General features: G+C 34.7%; 18 protein-coding genes. 2 read left to right on the top strand and 16 right to left on the bottom strand.

All coding sequences use genetic code 11. The annotated features are described in order from the left end of the window. Nucleotides 1-4: 4 nt before the first annotated feature. Genes OGM16_04895 through OGM16_04910 form a run of 4 tightly spaced genes read right to left on the bottom strand, consistent with a single transcriptional unit; the run spans nt 5 to nt 4,746 of the window. Entirely contained in the window at nt 5-412 is a 408-nt protein-coding gene (locus tag OGM16_04895; GenBank protein ID UYJ47612.1) for a DUF6262 family protein, read from the bottom strand. After that, a complete protein-coding gene (locus OGM16_04900; GenBank protein ID UYJ47613.1) occupies nt 396-1,904 on the bottom strand; it encodes a site-specific integrase in 1,509 nt (502 codons plus the stop codon). Before OGM16_04900 ends, OGM16_04895 begins: the two co-directional genes overlap by 17 nt. After that, the gene (locus OGM16_04905) at nt 1,891-3,621 is read right to left on the bottom strand and encodes a tyrosine-type recombinase/integrase (GenBank protein UYJ47614.1); all 1,731 of its coding nucleotides are present in this window, start codon (nt 3,619-3,621) and stop codon (nt 1,891-1,893) included. The genes OGM16_04900 and OGM16_04905 overlap by 14 nt, the downstream gene beginning before the upstream one ends. 18 nt (nt 3,622-3,639) lie before the next feature. After that, on the bottom strand, nt 3,640-4,746 hold the full coding sequence (locus tag OGM16_04910; protein UYJ47615.1) for a tyrosine-type recombinase/integrase: 1,107 nt from the start codon (nt 4,744-4,746) through the stop codon (nt 3,640-3,642). A gap of 241 nt (nt 4,747-4,987) precedes the next feature. Here OGM16_04910 and OGM16_04915 point away from each other — a divergent pair, with 241 nt between their 5' ends. Then, nucleotides 4,988-5,785, top strand: a complete 798-nt coding sequence (locus OGM16_04915) for a helix-turn-helix transcriptional regulator (GenBank protein UYJ47616.1) — start codon at nt 4,988-4,990, stop codon at nt 5,783-5,785. A 418-nt stretch (nt 5,786-6,203) separates the two neighbouring features. Here OGM16_04915 and OGM16_04920 read toward each other — a convergent pair whose 3' ends face one another. From OGM16_04920 to OGM16_04975, 12 genes are all read right to left on the bottom strand, one after another. Next, entirely contained in the window at nt 6,204-6,647 is a 444-nt protein-coding gene (locus OGM16_04920) for a GNAT family N-acetyltransferase (GenBank protein UYJ48395.1), read from the bottom strand. A gap of 78 nt (nt 6,648-6,725) precedes the next feature. After that, complete coding sequence (locus tag OGM16_04925; protein UYJ47617.1) at nt 6,726-7,079, bottom strand: hypothetical protein; 354 nt, start codon at nt 7,077-7,079, stop codon at nt 6,726-6,728. Between the two features lie 64 nt (nt 7,080-7,143). Next, nucleotides 7,144-7,470, bottom strand: a complete 327-nt coding sequence (locus OGM16_04930) for a hypothetical protein (protein ID UYJ47618.1) — start codon at nt 7,468-7,470, stop codon at nt 7,144-7,146. Between the two features lie 70 nt (nt 7,471-7,540). Then, on the bottom strand, nt 7,541-8,449 hold the full coding sequence (locus OGM16_04935) for an IS3 family transposase (GenBank protein ID UYJ47619.1): 909 nt from the start codon (nt 8,447-8,449) through the stop codon (nt 7,541-7,543). Beyond that, entirely contained in the window at nt 8,446-8,787 is a 342-nt protein-coding gene (locus OGM16_04940) for a transposase (GenBank protein UYJ47620.1), read from the bottom strand. The genes OGM16_04935 and OGM16_04940 overlap by 4 nt, the downstream gene beginning before the upstream one ends. Before the next feature lie 66 nt (nt 8,788-8,853). Continuing rightward, on the bottom strand, nt 8,854-9,048 hold the full coding sequence (locus OGM16_04945; protein ID UYJ47621.1) for a hypothetical protein: 195 nt from the start codon (nt 9,046-9,048) through the stop codon (nt 8,854-8,856). Between the two features lie 110 nt (nt 9,049-9,158). After that, complete coding sequence (locus OGM16_04950; GenBank protein UYJ47622.1) at nt 9,159-9,536, bottom strand: SdpI family protein; 378 nt, start codon at nt 9,534-9,536, stop codon at nt 9,159-9,161. A gap of 31 nt (nt 9,537-9,567) precedes the next feature. Next, nucleotides 9,568-9,993, bottom strand: coding sequence for a GNAT family N-acetyltransferase (locus tag OGM16_04955; protein UYJ47623.1), 426 nt, complete (start codon nt 9,991-9,993; stop codon nt 9,568-9,570). A gap of 770 nt (nt 9,994-10,763) precedes the next feature. After that, entirely contained in the window at nt 10,764-13,562 is a 2,799-nt protein-coding gene (locus OGM16_04960) for a methylase (GenBank protein ID UYJ47624.1), read from the bottom strand. 110 nt (nt 13,563-13,672) lie between these two features. After that, the gene (locus OGM16_04965; GenBank protein UYJ47625.1) at nt 13,673-14,161 is read right to left on the bottom strand and encodes a chemotaxis protein CheY; all 489 of its coding nucleotides are present in this window, start codon (nt 14,159-14,161) and stop codon (nt 13,673-13,675) included. Between the two features lie 57 nt (nt 14,162-14,218). After that, entirely contained in the window at nt 14,219-14,539 is a 321-nt protein-coding gene (locus tag OGM16_04970; protein UYJ47626.1) for a helix-turn-helix transcriptional regulator, read from the bottom strand. 124 nt (nt 14,540-14,663) lie between these two features. Next, a complete protein-coding gene (locus OGM16_04975) occupies nt 14,664-14,879 on the bottom strand; it encodes a hypothetical protein (GenBank protein ID UYJ47627.1) in 216 nt (71 codons plus the stop codon). Between the two features lie 225 nt (nt 14,880-15,104). On the opposite strand from OGM16_04975, the gene OGM16_04980 reads away from it, so the two are divergent. Next, a complete protein-coding gene (locus OGM16_04980; GenBank protein ID UYJ47628.1) occupies nt 15,105-15,494 on the top strand; it encodes a helix-turn-helix transcriptional regulator in 390 nt (129 codons plus the stop codon). Nucleotides 15,495-15,543: the final 49 nt, after the last annotated feature.

Consider the following 15,543-nt stretch of genomic DNA (forward strand, 5'->3'; position numbering starts at 1 on the left):
CTTCCTATAATTGGTCGTACATCTTCAACAGTGTTCCCTTTTTCATTTGACTATATTTCACTTGTAATTCTTCATATTTTTTCTGTAGATTCTCATATTCGTTTTTCGGAACACTATCGGATAATTTCTGTTCTAAACTCTTAATCCGTGCTTCCTGTGCTTTTGCAATAGCATCGCTTTTAGGATTTCGCAATATCATTCCCTGTTGTTTTTCCTTCAATTCCATCATGACCTGTTTCACATTCGGATTATTATAGAAAAAACCTCTGGAAAGTCCTGTTAATTTTGTAAGTTCAGCAACTGAAATTTTTATATTTTTTCTATACATTGTTTCAATAGCTGTTATTGCTGTTTCCGTCATTTCCGCACTTTTTTCTTTTGCCAGTGCTACCATTTTATCGTGTTTCTGCATTTTCCTTTTCCCTCCTGTATTGTGCTAATAATTCATTCATTTCATCTCGTACAGCCTTTGTATCCTCCGCTAATGCTTCGTTTCTTAACCGCCGATAATGTGGTATGGTTCGTGTATCCTTATGCCCCAACAGCCTTGCAATGCTATCATCATCTAATTTCATTTCTGTAAGTTTTACTCCAAAAGTGTGTCTAAAACGATGTGTACGAAACTCAAAATAATTTCCATTATCATCCCTGATATCATTTTCATAAATCATGATATTTACATGATATTTCAGCATTGAATCTGTATATAATTTCCCATTATCTTGCAGAAAAATATATTCTGAATCTGGATGGTCCTTTTCTGAAACTTCTATTGCTTTTCTAATCACTTCTGCCAGCTGATCGCTGACTGGTCTTTTGTATTTCCTTGTTTTATGCTGGAGAATAGTTATAAAATAATGCCCAGATTTCTCAGATAAGCAATCCCTTCGCAAAGTCAACGTATCCTCTATTCTTGTACCGAGCATCTGATGTATTATTAGACATCTTCCTAACTGGGGCTTTAATTTTGTTAATGCACTATTAAATCTCCTGATTTCTGCATCTGAATACGCTTCTGGCAAAGCGTTGTCATATGCTCTGCAATCACTGGACAGAAAAAGATTGCATAAATTTTCTATTTCCAGTTCCCGCCCAATTTCATCCAGCAGATTATCCAAAACCGACAGTTCTGTTGTGTAACTGACTGATGTAAGACCGGTATCCGTTTTTATATAAACCAGATAATCTTCTATCATATCCCTGCTAATTTCTGTAAAATGCTTTACTTCTGGAAACCGATCATACATAAATCTAGCAAACCGACGGAATCCACACAATTCGCCTTTTATACTACCCATTGCTTTTGTCTGGCAGTGGCTATACAATATTCTCTTTATTATCTCTTTAAATTCTCTCTGCCTAATCTCACGAAAATCTAATCTATATCTTCCACGAATCGGATTACTCCTTGGCACAATATCCAGCTTTCTCATATCCCATACATCTTTTTCATTTTCTGGAATATCTGCTGTTTTACACTTCACAACATACTCATAATACATTTTCAGAAAAGAAACCTGAGCGCTATTTTGTTGCTCAACATTCCGCCTATCCGGTCTATTTCTTCTAACGTACAGCGCCAATCCTTTTTTATATAAAAATGCTTTATAGCTTCTCTCCAGTTCTTCCCATTTTTTATCAGTAATGCTGCTACAGCTTGTACACTTCTCATTCAGAAATTCTTTCAACAGATCAAATCTGTAAATATCATTTACGGCTGTTGATAATGATAAACGTCTACATCTATCATCGATATACCCATAAATCTCATCCTGTATCTTTTCATTACGAATCTCTGATATGTAGTACACCCTGTTTTCCTTCCATTTCAGCCCAGCCAACTGTTTTTCTGTAGCTTGTTGATAACAGTCATAAGAAATCAAATTAATATTACCTTTCATCATCTTCTACTCCTTTCAATTTAAATGACTGATTTCTTGAAAAATATTTATCTTCAGCCGATACAATACGTTCCGGCATGAAATCAATGTACTGTTTTGTCATATTCTCACTTGAATGTCCCAGATAATCTCGTACCCCTTGTATAGAAACTCCATTTCCGTACATTGAAGTTGCAAGGTTATGTCTGTAATCGTGTGCTCTAAAGATATAATCTCCACAGGCAATCCCACGAGCCTTACACTCCCGAATCATCTGATTTGAAAATGTCTGTCCATTAAATGCACCACCTTTTTTATTTTTGAATAAATACTCCCCATTTTTTATTCCGTACTTTTTTTCATAATCGTTCACCAGTCCAACCAATAAACTCGGAACAGGAATGACTTTTTCCCTCCGCATTTTGCTTTGATATATGCGCATCCAATTCTCATTGCCTTGTGAATAAAAGGCTCCCGATTTTATTGTACAAACCTCGCTTTTCCTAATTCCTGTGCAAAACAAAATCAAATACATCAACTGTAAATGCTCTGGGAATGCCGGCAACTCCTTAATCAGATGAGCAATTGTTTTTTCTGGAACACTTCTTTCGTTGTGTTCTGGAAAACCTTTTTTTAAAAATCGTTCCGGATAAAACTTCAACACTTCAATATTTTTCATTTTCAAAAACTGTAGAAATGTATGTATATGAGTTATATATCGGTTAAACGTGGAATATTTAATATCGGACACATCCAAAATAGATACATAATCCGCTATATCTTGTATCTCCAGTTCAGTTACTTTCTTACTCTGTCCATCCAGATATTTTAAAAATTGTGAAATAAAACTTATTGTATTTCGGATATTTGATAAAGACAGATCAGATATCCCAACTAAATATTTTGCGTATAATTGTAAATACCAACGATTTTCTTTTTCGTAAATATTAATAAATGAAAGACTTTTAACAGGTGAACTGGCATTGATTCTTGATTTATCAAACTGAAACCTATCCATATACCAGATACATGCTTGCCAATTTATCTCTGAATCTGTTAGAAATAACGTTCTTCTCGCAAACTCAACAATCTTAGAAGCCTGTTTTTTTATAATTTCTGACTCCTTGTTTAAATACAGATAAAATCTGTTTTCATCTGCCTGTTCCATTTCTTCAATATCATCTATTCCGTACTTATCGCAAAACCGTACAAGTGCTTTTAATGGTTCTAAAAAATATCTTCGATGTCTTTGTACCTTATCCATATTCAGAATTTCACACAGCAATATTTTTGTCTGTCGCACCAACTGTGATGAATGTATCCTCGTTAAGTCCCATAACAAATCATTCTTATCGACCACCTGACGGAAAGATTGTGCTTTCTTCTTATTGGGGACATACAGCAAAAACAATTTGTCTTGCTTAAAAAACTCCTGTTCTACAGAGAAAGGATTTCCTTGTGAATAGACATCCGGCATATTTTCTATTTTTAAACGATCAAATAAGCTCATTAATTCCACTTTATATTTTTCTGAAATATCCTCTTTTTCAAGAGACTCCATATACATTTTTCTCGTTTCATAGTTAATATCTGCAGTACACTGTATATCTGTATACTGAAAAAATTTATATAACCGGTTATAGTATTTTGCTTCTCCATTCGTAACTAAAGATATTTCTTCCTTTAATTTCTCAGATATTTTTTCCTGATATAACTTCGGAACAATTTTTAATACTGCCAAGGTAATCCCTCCTTCCTTTTACAGAAAATCTGCAATTTGGTATAAATCTTCATTATTTGAGTAGTATTGATCTGTTGCTTCTATCAATCGTTCATTATTTTCACCCAAGTATTTAATGGTAGTTTCAACTTTCTTATGCCCCAGGGCAAAACGAATGTCATTCAAATCCCATCCTTCTTTTCTTCTTTCCTCCGCAAAATAGTGTCGGAGCTGATGCGGATGGGAATTGATATCCGTTTTTTTGGATAGTCTTTTCAACATGCTATACACAGAATCCGCATCTAATGGCTCTCCTTTGTTTTTTCCAGTCAATTTTGTAAATAGATACTCCGAGTTCATCAGACTTTTTCGATTATCAGAAATGTACTTAACCAAGAACTCAAAAGTTGTATTACTTAACAAAGCCATTCTATATTCTGCATTTTTTGCTCTTGCCAAGTTGGTATTGGATTCACGATACCTTACCCGAACCGTCCTTCTTTCAAAATCAATATCTTCGGTATAATGGATTCCCAGAATTTCCCCTAATCTAAGACCGGTTTCTGCCATCATTGCTATCAGCAATCGATCTCTATCATTCGTACAGGCATTTATCAGCTCCTGTATTTCTTCGGATGTTATTTCTTCCAGATTAGGTTCTTCTTCTTCTTTGAAGAAACCTTTAAACGAATTCACTGCATTTTGATGATTTACTCCCATACTGTCAAAATACGATACTTTTTTTACTCGTAAGACTTTAAGCATTGGCAAAACATCTTCCAGTGCCAAAAACTGGTAGTATCTGAAAACTGCACCAAGATACATATTGCAGGTCTTATTGCTCGTTTGTGTATTATGCTCAGTATGCTTTCCACTCTTAACCCAATACAAGAAATCAATAAAATGTTTATTCTGCTCTGAATAGGATAGCAATGTAATCTCATCCAATCCTATCGTTTGCTCCTGCAGATAATTGTAATAATATGAAAGTGCGAAGGCTGCGGATTTTACAGTATTCGGAGAAGCATTAATCTGATCCAGATGCTTCAAATACTTTGATGGAAGAATTTCAATTTCTTCAATATCAGAAATAATCAAAAAACGTGGTCTATTATCTTTCAAAATCGAAACAACCCTATATTTCAATCCACAGCCCTCCTTCCTTTCGTTTTGATTTATTTGACTTCTTTGACTTCTTAATTCTACATTATACACAAAGAAGTCAAAATGTCAATTACGTTTTTGATTTCTTTGACTTTTGCAAGAATATCAATAAAGCATTTTTTGATTTCTTTATGTTTTAAATTGATTTTTAGGGATATAATTGATAAGATAAAATACAAGAAGTCAATTTATATAAAGTCAAAGAAGTCAAGAGGAGATTTGCATGAACGAATTTATATCAAATTCAGGCACACTAATAAATCCTGACAGCGTTTACGATCAGGAAAGATTCATCAATATACTTCAAATCATTTTACAGAAAAAAACACAAAAAGAATTATCTGAACAAACAGGCTTAAATAATGCAACCATTTCACGAATGCTCAACGGTGCCCGATCTGGAAGACCATATAAAAGCACTATTGATAAAATTGCAAAAGCCATTGATGATCCAGAACTTATCCAAGAATTATATGATGCAACGGGATATTCTTCTAAGAAAATACGGGAACGAAAAAAGATAATTGCAGACAATGGATTTTCTCTGGATTTCTCTACTGTTCAGGTGCATGAAAAGTTTTTTTCTACCTTAATGCGTGGACTTTCCATGATGACAAGTCTGCATAAAGTTGAATGGACAATAAAATCTGGAACGCCCAAATCATACGATTATTTAATTGAATTAAAAGAGGGAAATATAGATTATTGGTATATTAGATATGTAGATAGAATTACTTCTGATGAAGAAAGGAAAAAAGCCTTAACTGCCATTTATGGCGAATTTGCAAAATTGAAATTGGACGGAAAAATCAAAGTTTCTTGCGCCACTCCTTCTTACGAAGATTATGATTATTTTGTTACAATTCCGCCATATCAATTAAATACAAATGCTTCAATTATACATTTTGATTCTGAACTCGAAAGATTTGCAGACGAAACCTTTTTAGAGACAGCTTTACCACTTAAAGAAAATATTCCTGTTAAGGATTTTTGTAATCTTACCGAACCACTGATACTATAACTTTTTGATTTTATCACAGAGAGAGTTACTTACGGCTCTCTCTTTTTTTTACACTTCCTCCTCCCACGTTCCAACTCATTATGGCTAATCATTTTCTAAAGCAAGTATCGCCTAGAGTAACTCAAAATTCCATTTCTGGATTATGATTCTCTGACGTACTTAATGGAGATTACGATTCCCCATACCCTCAATATCACAAAATATCAAATTTTCCTATTAGCTCATAATAAATTTTCGCAGCTTTCTGTTTTTTCACTCATAGTTACCAAAAGCTTTTTATAGCCATCTGCTTCTATCGGCTGCGGATTAAAAATTCTTTTATTCAAAAATAAATAAAAGTGGCTTCCACAAAAATACCCATCACCAAAAAATGTAATGGGCACTTCTATTCATTATATTTGCACCGACAAACTTGAAATTATATATGTCTTTGCAAATATACCATATCTATTAGCTGCACACCGTCCTCATAAATTGGGTGGTCATAATTATCGGTAAAGAAATTGGGAATCTTGTGAGAACGAACAAATCCACATTTTTCATAAAATGGTATCGTCAATGGACTGTCACCTGTTCCAACTTGCAAAACAGAATATTCATCCGCATATTTATTGGCAAGAAAATCAATTAATGCTTTGCCATAGCCCTTTCCCTGATGTTCCGGATTGACTGCGATATTCTTGATTTCAAGTATTCCATTACCTTCATCGGTGACAACACATTCAGCTTTTACATCATTGTCTTCAAGCACATACATAGTTCCTTTTTCAAGATAGCGATCAACCATGCTCTCCTGTTCATCAGCTAATAACAATAATGATATAAACTGCTTTTTATTTTTGTTAACTTCTCGAATTCTCATACAACTTGTTACTCCATCAATTGCCATCTAGTTTAATTCATCAAATTTCGATTTCTCAGTTTCAAAAACTGGAAGTTGTTAGTTGTTTGGAATCACTTCTCCATTTTCATCTAAAAGATAGATTGCATAAACCGTTCCTATCTGCAATGGATCACTTTCCATTACATCACCATTAAATACAACACGGATATTATCATCTACATTCAATTCTGGTGCTCCTCCTGCTGATACTACATCTTTTGTAACAGAAAATTCCTCATCAACAGAAATCCCACTATTAAATGCTTCTATACACCTAACATCAACATATTCTTTATTTACTTCCAAAACTTTTGCATTAAAATATGCTTGTTCTGCTCCATTTTCATTTTTACATCCAGACAACGCTACTATACAGCCCAATACTGCTAAAATAGATAACCACCTTTTCATACTCAACACCTCTTTAAATACCGATTTTTCGTTCTCTGCGCCTTCCCAATAAACGGGAAGTTGGTTACTTCTTGTAATTCATTTTCTTACTTAATACCCCAAACAAAGCCAATAAAAATATTCCTATTCCAAGCAATACGCCAGCCACTTTCATTAATTCATTGTTTGTATACTCTGTATCCGGAAGAATCCCATACTTGTAATAAGAATAACTAACATGGTCTGTGGTATATGCAGCTATGGAATCTCCTACATTATATTCCGAATATACAAATCCCGGTACTTGCATTCGCTTGTGATAATCATTCACTTTTCCATTGTTGTAGTAGAAGAAATAATTCTGAGATATCGTATCAGCCGAGGCATCTTCAGCCCTTTTACCTGTAATCACAATATCCTCCATATAGTAATCTTGATGTTGTCAAGATTGGTTGACACATTTTTCTCAAGGACATCATGGACTATGCTGCTATACGCAGAGAATCATAGTATCTCTGTCGCTTGAGCATGGGAGGAAGACCACCATTGGTGGTGCAAATCCTCCGATTGTTCCAATAACTGATAAAGTATCTCCAGATTAGAGACTTCAGTTCGGACACAGTCAGGTTTTCACTGTTGTATCGGTCATACAATAATTCTGTCTTTAGACGCGCCCACATGCTTTCACAACGGGCATTGTCATGGCATCGACCACCGGCACTGTTCATACTTTGGATGATTTCATATTTTCTCAGGGTGCTGCGGTAAAGCTCACTGGTATATTGGCTACCTCGATCGGAGTGAAGCACTGCTCCTTGAATTTCAGGATATGCGATAAAAGCGTTTTCTACCGTATGCTGGCAAAGCGTTGCCTTCATCGTGGTTTCCATTGCCAGCCCCAGTACTGCTGAATCAAAACAATCGAAGATTGCCGAAACATAGAGTTTTCCATCTTTTGCTTTGATTTCGGTGATATCTGTCACGCATTTTTCAAGAGGCTTTTCTGATGTGAAATTTCTCTTAAGAAGATCATCCGATTTACGAGCCTCACGGTCTGCTTTCGTAATTCCTTTCGGATTACGCTTAGGACGATGACTGAGACCGATTTTTTCCATGACTCTATAAACGGTACGCTCACTGGGGATAGGAATGCCATCAGGTCGTTTAAGAGTTAATGCCTGGAACATACGTACACGTCCATAGGTGTCGTTGCAGACATCCTCAGCATGGATTTCAAGCATGGTATCTGCAAGCGTCTGGTATTTCCACGGACGGTCTTTTACGGACAGATATTTATAAAATCCCTGGCGGCTCACATGTAACATACGACAGTAAAAAGCCAGTTTTCCCTTGATGGTGCCATCGTCAGTCTTAATCGCAATGAATTTCATTCTTTCGGTCTTAGAGACTTCCGACGGCTCGCTGCGAAAAAAGCGCTGGCTTCTTCCAGAAACTCGTTTTCTTCTTTCAGACGACGAATTTCTTTATCCTGATCTTTCACGCGTTTTCGAAGCATGGTTAATTCCTCCGCAAGGCTCATGGCAGATTCTGGAGTATGGGCACCTTCTCCAATATCCAGTTGTCCGGTTCTTACGGCTTTAAGCCAGGTATGGATAGTCCCTTCAGGAATTCCTAATTCTTTAGCGGCTTTCGCACCACCGATTTCTTTTGCAAGCTTAACTGCCTGCACTTTGTATTCATGATCGTACTTACGTTGACTTCGTGCCATAGTTGGGCACCTCCTTATTCTCTTGATTATACTATGAAATCCTTGAGAATAGGCTGTCAACTTTATTTATACACCATCATCTTCTCCCAGTACCATCTCTTCCATTTGTGTATTAAATGCTTTAGATGTCAAAAGTATATTTATCCAGACTGTAATGAAAGCTATACTTAAAATAATGAAACAAATCCAAAACAAAATTTTCTTTTGATTTCCAGTTAATATTTCTTTTGATTCTTTGTGCTCAACCAATTTATTACTCATTCCATAATACCTCTAAAGTACTTTTTTCTTCTTCCTTCCCTTCGTCCAAGAAGTGTATCTCACTCAAAGAACTCGGTCAATCCCGATTTCTCAGTTTCAAAAATTGGCATTTATCGTCTTGTTCCATTCTTATCAAAATTCTTTTTTAATGCTATTTCTGTTGGGAGAATAGACCCAATTAAAGGAATAAGTTGAACACCACAGATAATTCCTCCTATACTCCCAACACAATCTTCATTTTTTCCAATCACTAAAAGCATGAATATTACTGTTATCGGCAACATAACCATTCCACAGACATACCAGACTTTACCACAATATTTATGAGCAAATTCCCATGTGTCTTTGTTCTTCATAGACATCGAAGTCCGATATCCAAATACTGAATTTATTTCCTTTGGAGCCTTTTTCATAAAATATCTTCCAAAACCAATCATCGTAAATGGAAGAAGCAAATCCATAATCAACATAAAAATCCAAAACCCCATTGTAAACCTCCTTTACTACAACTTCCGATTTTTATTTTCGTTTCCATAGCATAGTGTACTCTTTTTCACCAGTATCTTCATCCAAATCTTCACATTGAATAATGAACCCTTCTCTTTGATAAAAAGAAATTGCTCTGGCATTCTTCTGGTATACATTTAATCGTAAGCTGACTTTTTTATCCTTAATATAATCCAATAAAAGCTTACCTATGCCACATGACTGCATTTCATCGGAGACAAAAATACCTTCTATATATTTATCATTTAGTCCTACAAATCCTTGTATCATTTTATCTGCTTCAAACACATAAACTTCGTATTGTGACATCATTTCTTTTACTAATTCATAATTACTTTTCCAGTATTGATTGGAAATAAAATAATGTGCTTTCAGATTTGTCTTTAACCATATGTCAGCAACTCTATCGATATCTCCGTTCAGCAACTTTCTAATCATAACAAATTTTCTCCACAACTACATCCTTTATGCTTTTCTCTTTTTTTCATTCTATCACAAGCTCACCATTAATCATCATTTTTTTGATATTTTTTCTTTTCCCCCACTGTAAAACAGCCTCTGAGCGTTTCGTTATATAGAGGGGTACACATACAGAGCAAGATCCACCTGTGTTTAACAATATTGTCTTTCCGACAAATATTCTTTCATCAGGTTTATATCTTGCTGGGGATTCCCCAAACCCATTCTTTCTATTTATGCCGAGATTACTGTACACATTAGAGCAAGATCCACCCCGGTAATACCATATCGCTATTTTAGCATTATGGCATTTTCCGGATGTTGGAATCTTGCTAAGGATTGTGCTCCCTAGTTCCTCACATTCAGCATAAATATATAATTGGTTCCTCGAATTTCTTCGGTCACAGCACAGGGAGAAAAAATAGGCTAAACAGCCCTATATCCCTGTGAAATCACCATGTGATTATAAAATAGCAAGGACAGGAAGTGTGGATACACTTCCGCAAAATTGCCAATTTCGGAGCCATATCCAAAATTGAAAAATACATAAAAATCAAAAATCCGAAACCTTACTCGATATCCAAATTTATAATTTTTACAGATTACAAAAAAACCAATATGAAAATTTTACAAATTTTGTAACACATGTAAAATTCCCATATTGGTTTTCATTCATCTTTTATGGATTTGGAATATTCTATGTTTTCAAATATTTTACTTTGAGCAAAAAACAGCTCTATAAACTTTTATCATTGCATTTTCTGGTATAATTTCATCAACTCTCCCACACAATCTGCTTCCGTCATTTTTGTACTAAAGCCATACGCAGCCATAACAGCTTTATCATTTGCAGTATGTGCTCGTCGTAACTCGGCTGGCATTGTTAAAGGATCATATAAAGCCGCAAGATTACTACTAGGATATAATGTTCTTGCTTTCAAAATTTCCTGTGCCGATTTTTCAATTTGTTCCCGATTCTTCTCCGTTACTACAGGCCACGGAAAATTGTTATACACTATTGTGTTTGAATAACTATAATCACTTTTTAATCTTCCACACACTGCTCGCATCCATGCCATGTGAACATTCGACATCAATACACCAAATTCATAAAATGATGCATTGGGCATAGTGAATAATTTGTCTCCCGGAATAATTTCACCATCTAAATAATCCATTGGAATATATCTACGATTCTGAGAAGAAACTTTGGGAATCGCAATATATTGATTTTTATGTTCAAGTATTGATGCAAATAAAGTTGGATTCTCAGCCGCTTTTTTTGTGTTCGCTCTTGTACTACTAAGTCTAAATTCACGTACTTTATTCACTCGTTCTAATATCATCGGACATTTTTTTAATAATCCAGGATCAGCTCCAACAAGCCAAATACAATATCTCGGCTTTCGATCAATAAAATCTTTTCCCATCATATAATGTCTAAAAAACGGAGAAGCCTGTGGTTCTTTTTCCAAAAACTCTTCCTTTTCCTCTTCCGTCAATATTAAAAATCCACCATCAATTGCTTGCCCACCTAATGCTATTTCAGGAACATTACACAATGGTTTCATTCTTTTTTCAATGAATATATTTTCTGCATCAAGCAAATATCCATTAATATTATTCGCCGGAATTGCGTTCTCACCTGAATAAATTATTTTCTGCTTATTATTTACAGCTCTGCTAAAGCCAACAATTACACAATGAACATGCGCTTTTATTGACGCTTCACTATCCCATATAAATGTTCTGTATGCAAAATCAATGTGTACACCTGATTCAAAAAGCGGTTTCCAGAGAATCGAAACACTTTCTCCCTGTGTAATTGAATTAGTTGATACCAATGCTGCTCTGATATTATAATTTCCCATATAGTCAGCCGCTTTTTTATACCAGCAACTAACATAATCAAGATTTCCTATACTCTTCCATCCTTCAAATATCTTCTCAACATCTCCCTTCTGCTCCGACGCCATCCAACGTGCTCCTACAAATGGCGGATTTCCCATTATAAACGATAATTTTTCTGCAGGAATTACATCATTCCAATCAATTCTTAATGCATTTCCTTCTGTAATATTTACATATGTCTTTAAAGGAAGAAAATCGTCATTAAATCCATACACAATATTTTTCGTTTCTTCCAACATTTGAGATTCTGCAATCCATAAAGCCGTTTTCACAACTGTAACTGCAAAATCGTTAATCTCTATTCCATAAAATTGCTGAATAGAAACTCTAATTGGATTATTTACCTCTACCAATGTCATTTGTCCGCCAACTTTTTCCTTTATCACCTCATTCTCCAAACGACGAAGCGACAGGTATGTTTCTGTAAGGAAATTTCCGGAACCACACGCAGGATCAAAAAATGTAAGTGATGCCAATTTATTTTGGAATTCTTCCAATTTTTTATCTCTGGTACGCTTCACTTGAATTGCTCTAATACTATCAAATTCCTTCTGCAAATCTTCCAAAAAAAGAGGACTAATAACTTTATGAATATTTTCAATAGATGTATAATGCATTCCTCCTGAACGTCTGGTCTCAGGATTTAATGTAGATTCAAATACCGCTCCAAATATAGTTGGAGAAATATCACTCCAGTCAAAATCTTCTGACGCTTTTGTAAGAAGTAATTCTTTAATTTTCTCTGTAAAAGGTGGTATCTCAATAGTTTCATCAGCAAATAACCCACCATTTACATACGGGAACTGAGCAAGTTCTTCCTCTAAATACTCGTCTCGCTCTGATACAGGTGTATCCAATATCTTAAATAATTCTATTATAGCTCTCCGGCAATCCTTTACTTCATATGTTTCCAAATAATCATGGAACATATTTCTCTTTCCAAAAATACCAGCATCTTCTGCATACAAGCAAAAAACAATTCGCACACATAAAGCATTCAGGCTCTTTAGTTTATGCTCTCTTTTTTCTCTCTGCTCAAGTGTTTCATCCTTTTCCTTAATATCTGGTATACGATATTGTTTTAAAAACGCATCATAAATAAGCCCAACAATACCTCCTGCTTTTATTGATACTTCCATTTCATGCGATATTGTCTTTACTTCCTTTTTCACCAAGAAGTCCAACAATGGATATTTGCTTTGTAATTCATCTAAAGCAATCTTTGTCGGTTCTGGCTGTTTCTGGTTCATATCATAAATCCAAATTTCAGCAAAATTTGACGTAACAATCCACCGAGCTCTTTCATCAAAAGTCAGCTTTCCATTATATCTGTCTGCCTGTTCAAATGGAGTAAGATCAACATCTCCTGAATTCCTGATTTTCTGATCCAATGCTTTTCCAAGACTCTTCTGTTCAATAATTACTCGTGTTTCAGGAATATACACATCAATACGTTTTGTATTTCCATCAATTACAACTTTCTTTTCAAAGTTCAAACGTTCTGTCACATTATCCATTCCCAAAACATTCGTCAATAAATCAATCCAATAAGAACGTCCATCTTCATCTTCTTTCCCTTTTCCCATCCATCGGTTTACAAATTGACGGGCAGCCTCTCTTTGTTCTGCATCTGTCATGCTTTTTTCCTCCTAAATAATCGTGCATTCACAAATCTTTCTCCGACTATTTTTACATATCATATCCACAGTATATCATAAAATTATTACAGAACAGCATTCATATATCATTATTTGTATTGTGTCTGCACACAAGGAACTTCTACCGCCAAATCATAATAATATTGATACATGATCATGTTATCTTTTGCTTCTATATACACTCTCTGAGCTTCTTTCAGCAAGTTATTCCAAATATCTTTCCATTCACTAGGAGCCGAATCTAAAAACCACATATTATTAAATGACATTTCTATCGTCCCCCATAAATCATCTTCTTTACGCTCAGTTTTTATATTCATCTGCATATTTCGTGCAATTTCCAATGCATCTTTTTGTAAAAAAGTGAATTTCACTACTTTTTGAGGATCTGGAACTTTCTTAAAACGACGCATATGAGCTTCTGCCTTTTTAATAATTGTTTCCAATTGTTCATCATGCCATTTTTTATCCTCTAGTATCTCTTCTTCTGACATTTGCGCTTTTTCTTCATTAATTTCTCTTTGCATTTCTTCCAATTCATGCTGTGCAATATCATAATATTTCTTTTCAATCACCATAATCTCTCAACTCCATAAAAAAAGAAACAGTCAACATTTTCGTTACAACTGTTTCCTTTATTTTTGAAGTCCCCGGAGCATTTGTATCACTACATTCTGTTCTTTTTCATCAAGATTATTCCAAATATTCAGAACCTCTTGTTGTGATTCTGATAAGCTTACTGGAACATCCATTCCGGCAAAGAATTGTGCCATTGTTACTCCCAGTGCATCACATATCTTTTCTACAGTAGGCATAGTTGGTAAACTTTCTTTAGCAATAATTTTTCCAATCGAAGATTGAGATATACCAGTCAATTGTGACAGCCGATATTTACTCATATCACGTTTTTTACATAAAGCTATAATATTGTCCGCAATATAATCCTCTGTACGCAAGTAAATACACCTCTTTCCGATAGTAGTTACCTTAATTGTAACTAGAAATCCGCAAAATTATTAGAGATGTATCTTACAAGTATTTACTAAGGGAAACAGTAGTATTAAAACAAAAAAAATAGAACTATATAAAGTTGTATTCCATTAATGTCAGCTTATTATCTAAATGCTCATATTCTCTTTGTATTTCTTCAATTTTATCATATAGTTTCAGCACTGTCGAACCCTTTATCATTTTATTCTCTTGGCACATCTGCCGGAATTTTTCTTTGTACTCCCGCAGTACTCTTCCTTTTTCCTCTAATTCCTCCAGTGTTTTTATTTCCTCTTTATCTGCCATGTATTTTCCTCCCAGACATAATTTTTAATACATAAATGATAACCCTTTTTTCGCTGTTGTTCAATTACAACTTATCGCCTTTTTCTCCCATCAATCGACAATCTTCTTTTTGCTATATACATATGATATACTTCTCTTTATACAACCAATTGCTGTTGTATAGCTCACCATTTTTTCTATCTACAACACAAGAAAGTCAAGTTGTGATGGAAAGGAGGTGAGGACATGGAAATAAATTATGCACTTATAGGCAAACGTATAAGAGAAACCCGCAAACAACGAGGATTATCTGCCGAGGAGCTGGCTGAAATTGCTGATCTTTCTACTGTTTATATAAGCTATATTGAAAATGCCAAGCGTAAACCCAGTTTAGAATCTTTAATCAAAATTAGCAACGCACTTGAAATTACTATTGATGAATTACTCTATGGGAACTTGTTATACAATCCTACGGAATATCAAACTGACATTGATTTATTAATGGCAGATTGTACCAGCACTGAAAAACGTTACATATTCGAGGTTCTTTCAGCCATAAAAAACATTTTACGAATCAATGATTGGCATCTATCCTCAAAACACAATTACGATGCTGATAACCCGAATGATTATTAAATCATTCAATAACAATCAAATATCTATTTCTACATAAACCATCCGTTAA

The organism is Lachnospiraceae bacterium, from assembly GCA_025758065.1.
In the GTDB taxonomy this organism is placed as follows: Bacteria; Bacillota; Clostridia; order Lachnospirales; family Lachnospiraceae; genus Enterocloster.

What these genes read in the sequence shown, in the direction of transcription:
- OGM16_04955 (UYJ47623.1), bottom strand. Translation starts at nt 9,993, where the DNA reads ATGATTAGAAAGTTGCTGAACGGAGATATCGATAGAGTTGCTGACATA.
- OGM16_04900 (UYJ47613.1), bottom strand. Translation starts at nt 1,904, where the DNA reads ATGATGAAAGGTAATATTAATTTGATTTCTTATGACTGTTATCAACAA.
- OGM16_04935 (UYJ47619.1), bottom strand. Translation starts at nt 8,449, where the DNA reads ATGAAATTCATTGCGATTAAGACTGACGATGGCACCATCAAGGGAAAA.
- OGM16_04965 (UYJ47625.1), bottom strand. Translation starts at nt 14,161, where the DNA reads ATGGTGATTGAAAAGAAATATTATGATATTGCACAGCATGAATTGGAA.
- OGM16_04975 (UYJ47627.1), bottom strand. Translation starts at nt 14,879, where the DNA reads ATGGCAGATAAAGAGGAAATAAAAACACTGGAGGAATTAGAGGAAAAA.
- OGM16_04980 (UYJ47628.1), top strand. Translation starts at nt 15,105, where the DNA reads ATGGAAATAAATTATGCACTTATAGGCAAACGTATAAGAGAAACCCGC.
- OGM16_04945 (UYJ47621.1), bottom strand. Translation starts at nt 9,048, where the DNA reads ATGAGTAATAAATTGGTTGAGCACAAAGAATCAAAAGAAATATTAACT.
- OGM16_04925 (UYJ47617.1), bottom strand. Translation starts at nt 7,079, where the DNA reads ATGAAAAGGTGGTTATCTATTTTAGCAGTATTGGGCTGTATAGTAGCG.
- OGM16_04920 (UYJ48395.1), bottom strand. Translation starts at nt 6,647, where the DNA reads ATGAGAATTCGAGAAGTTAACAAAAATAAAAAGCAGTTTATATCATTA.
- OGM16_04915 (UYJ47616.1), top strand. Translation starts at nt 4,988, where the DNA reads ATGAACGAATTTATATCAAATTCAGGCACACTAATAAATCCTGACAGC.
- OGM16_04940 (UYJ47620.1), bottom strand. Translation starts at nt 8,787, where the DNA reads ATGGCACGAAGTCAACGTAAGTACGATCATGAATACAAAGTGCAGGCA.
- OGM16_04950 (UYJ47622.1), bottom strand. Translation starts at nt 9,536, where the DNA reads ATGGGGTTTTGGATTTTTATGTTGATTATGGATTTGCTTCTTCCATTT.
- OGM16_04960 (UYJ47624.1), bottom strand. Translation starts at nt 13,562, where the DNA reads ATGACAGATGCAGAACAAAGAGAGGCTGCCCGTCAATTTGTAAACCGA.
- OGM16_04895 (UYJ47612.1), bottom strand. Translation starts at nt 412, where the DNA reads ATGCAGAAACACGATAAAATGGTAGCACTGGCAAAAGAAAAAAGTGCG.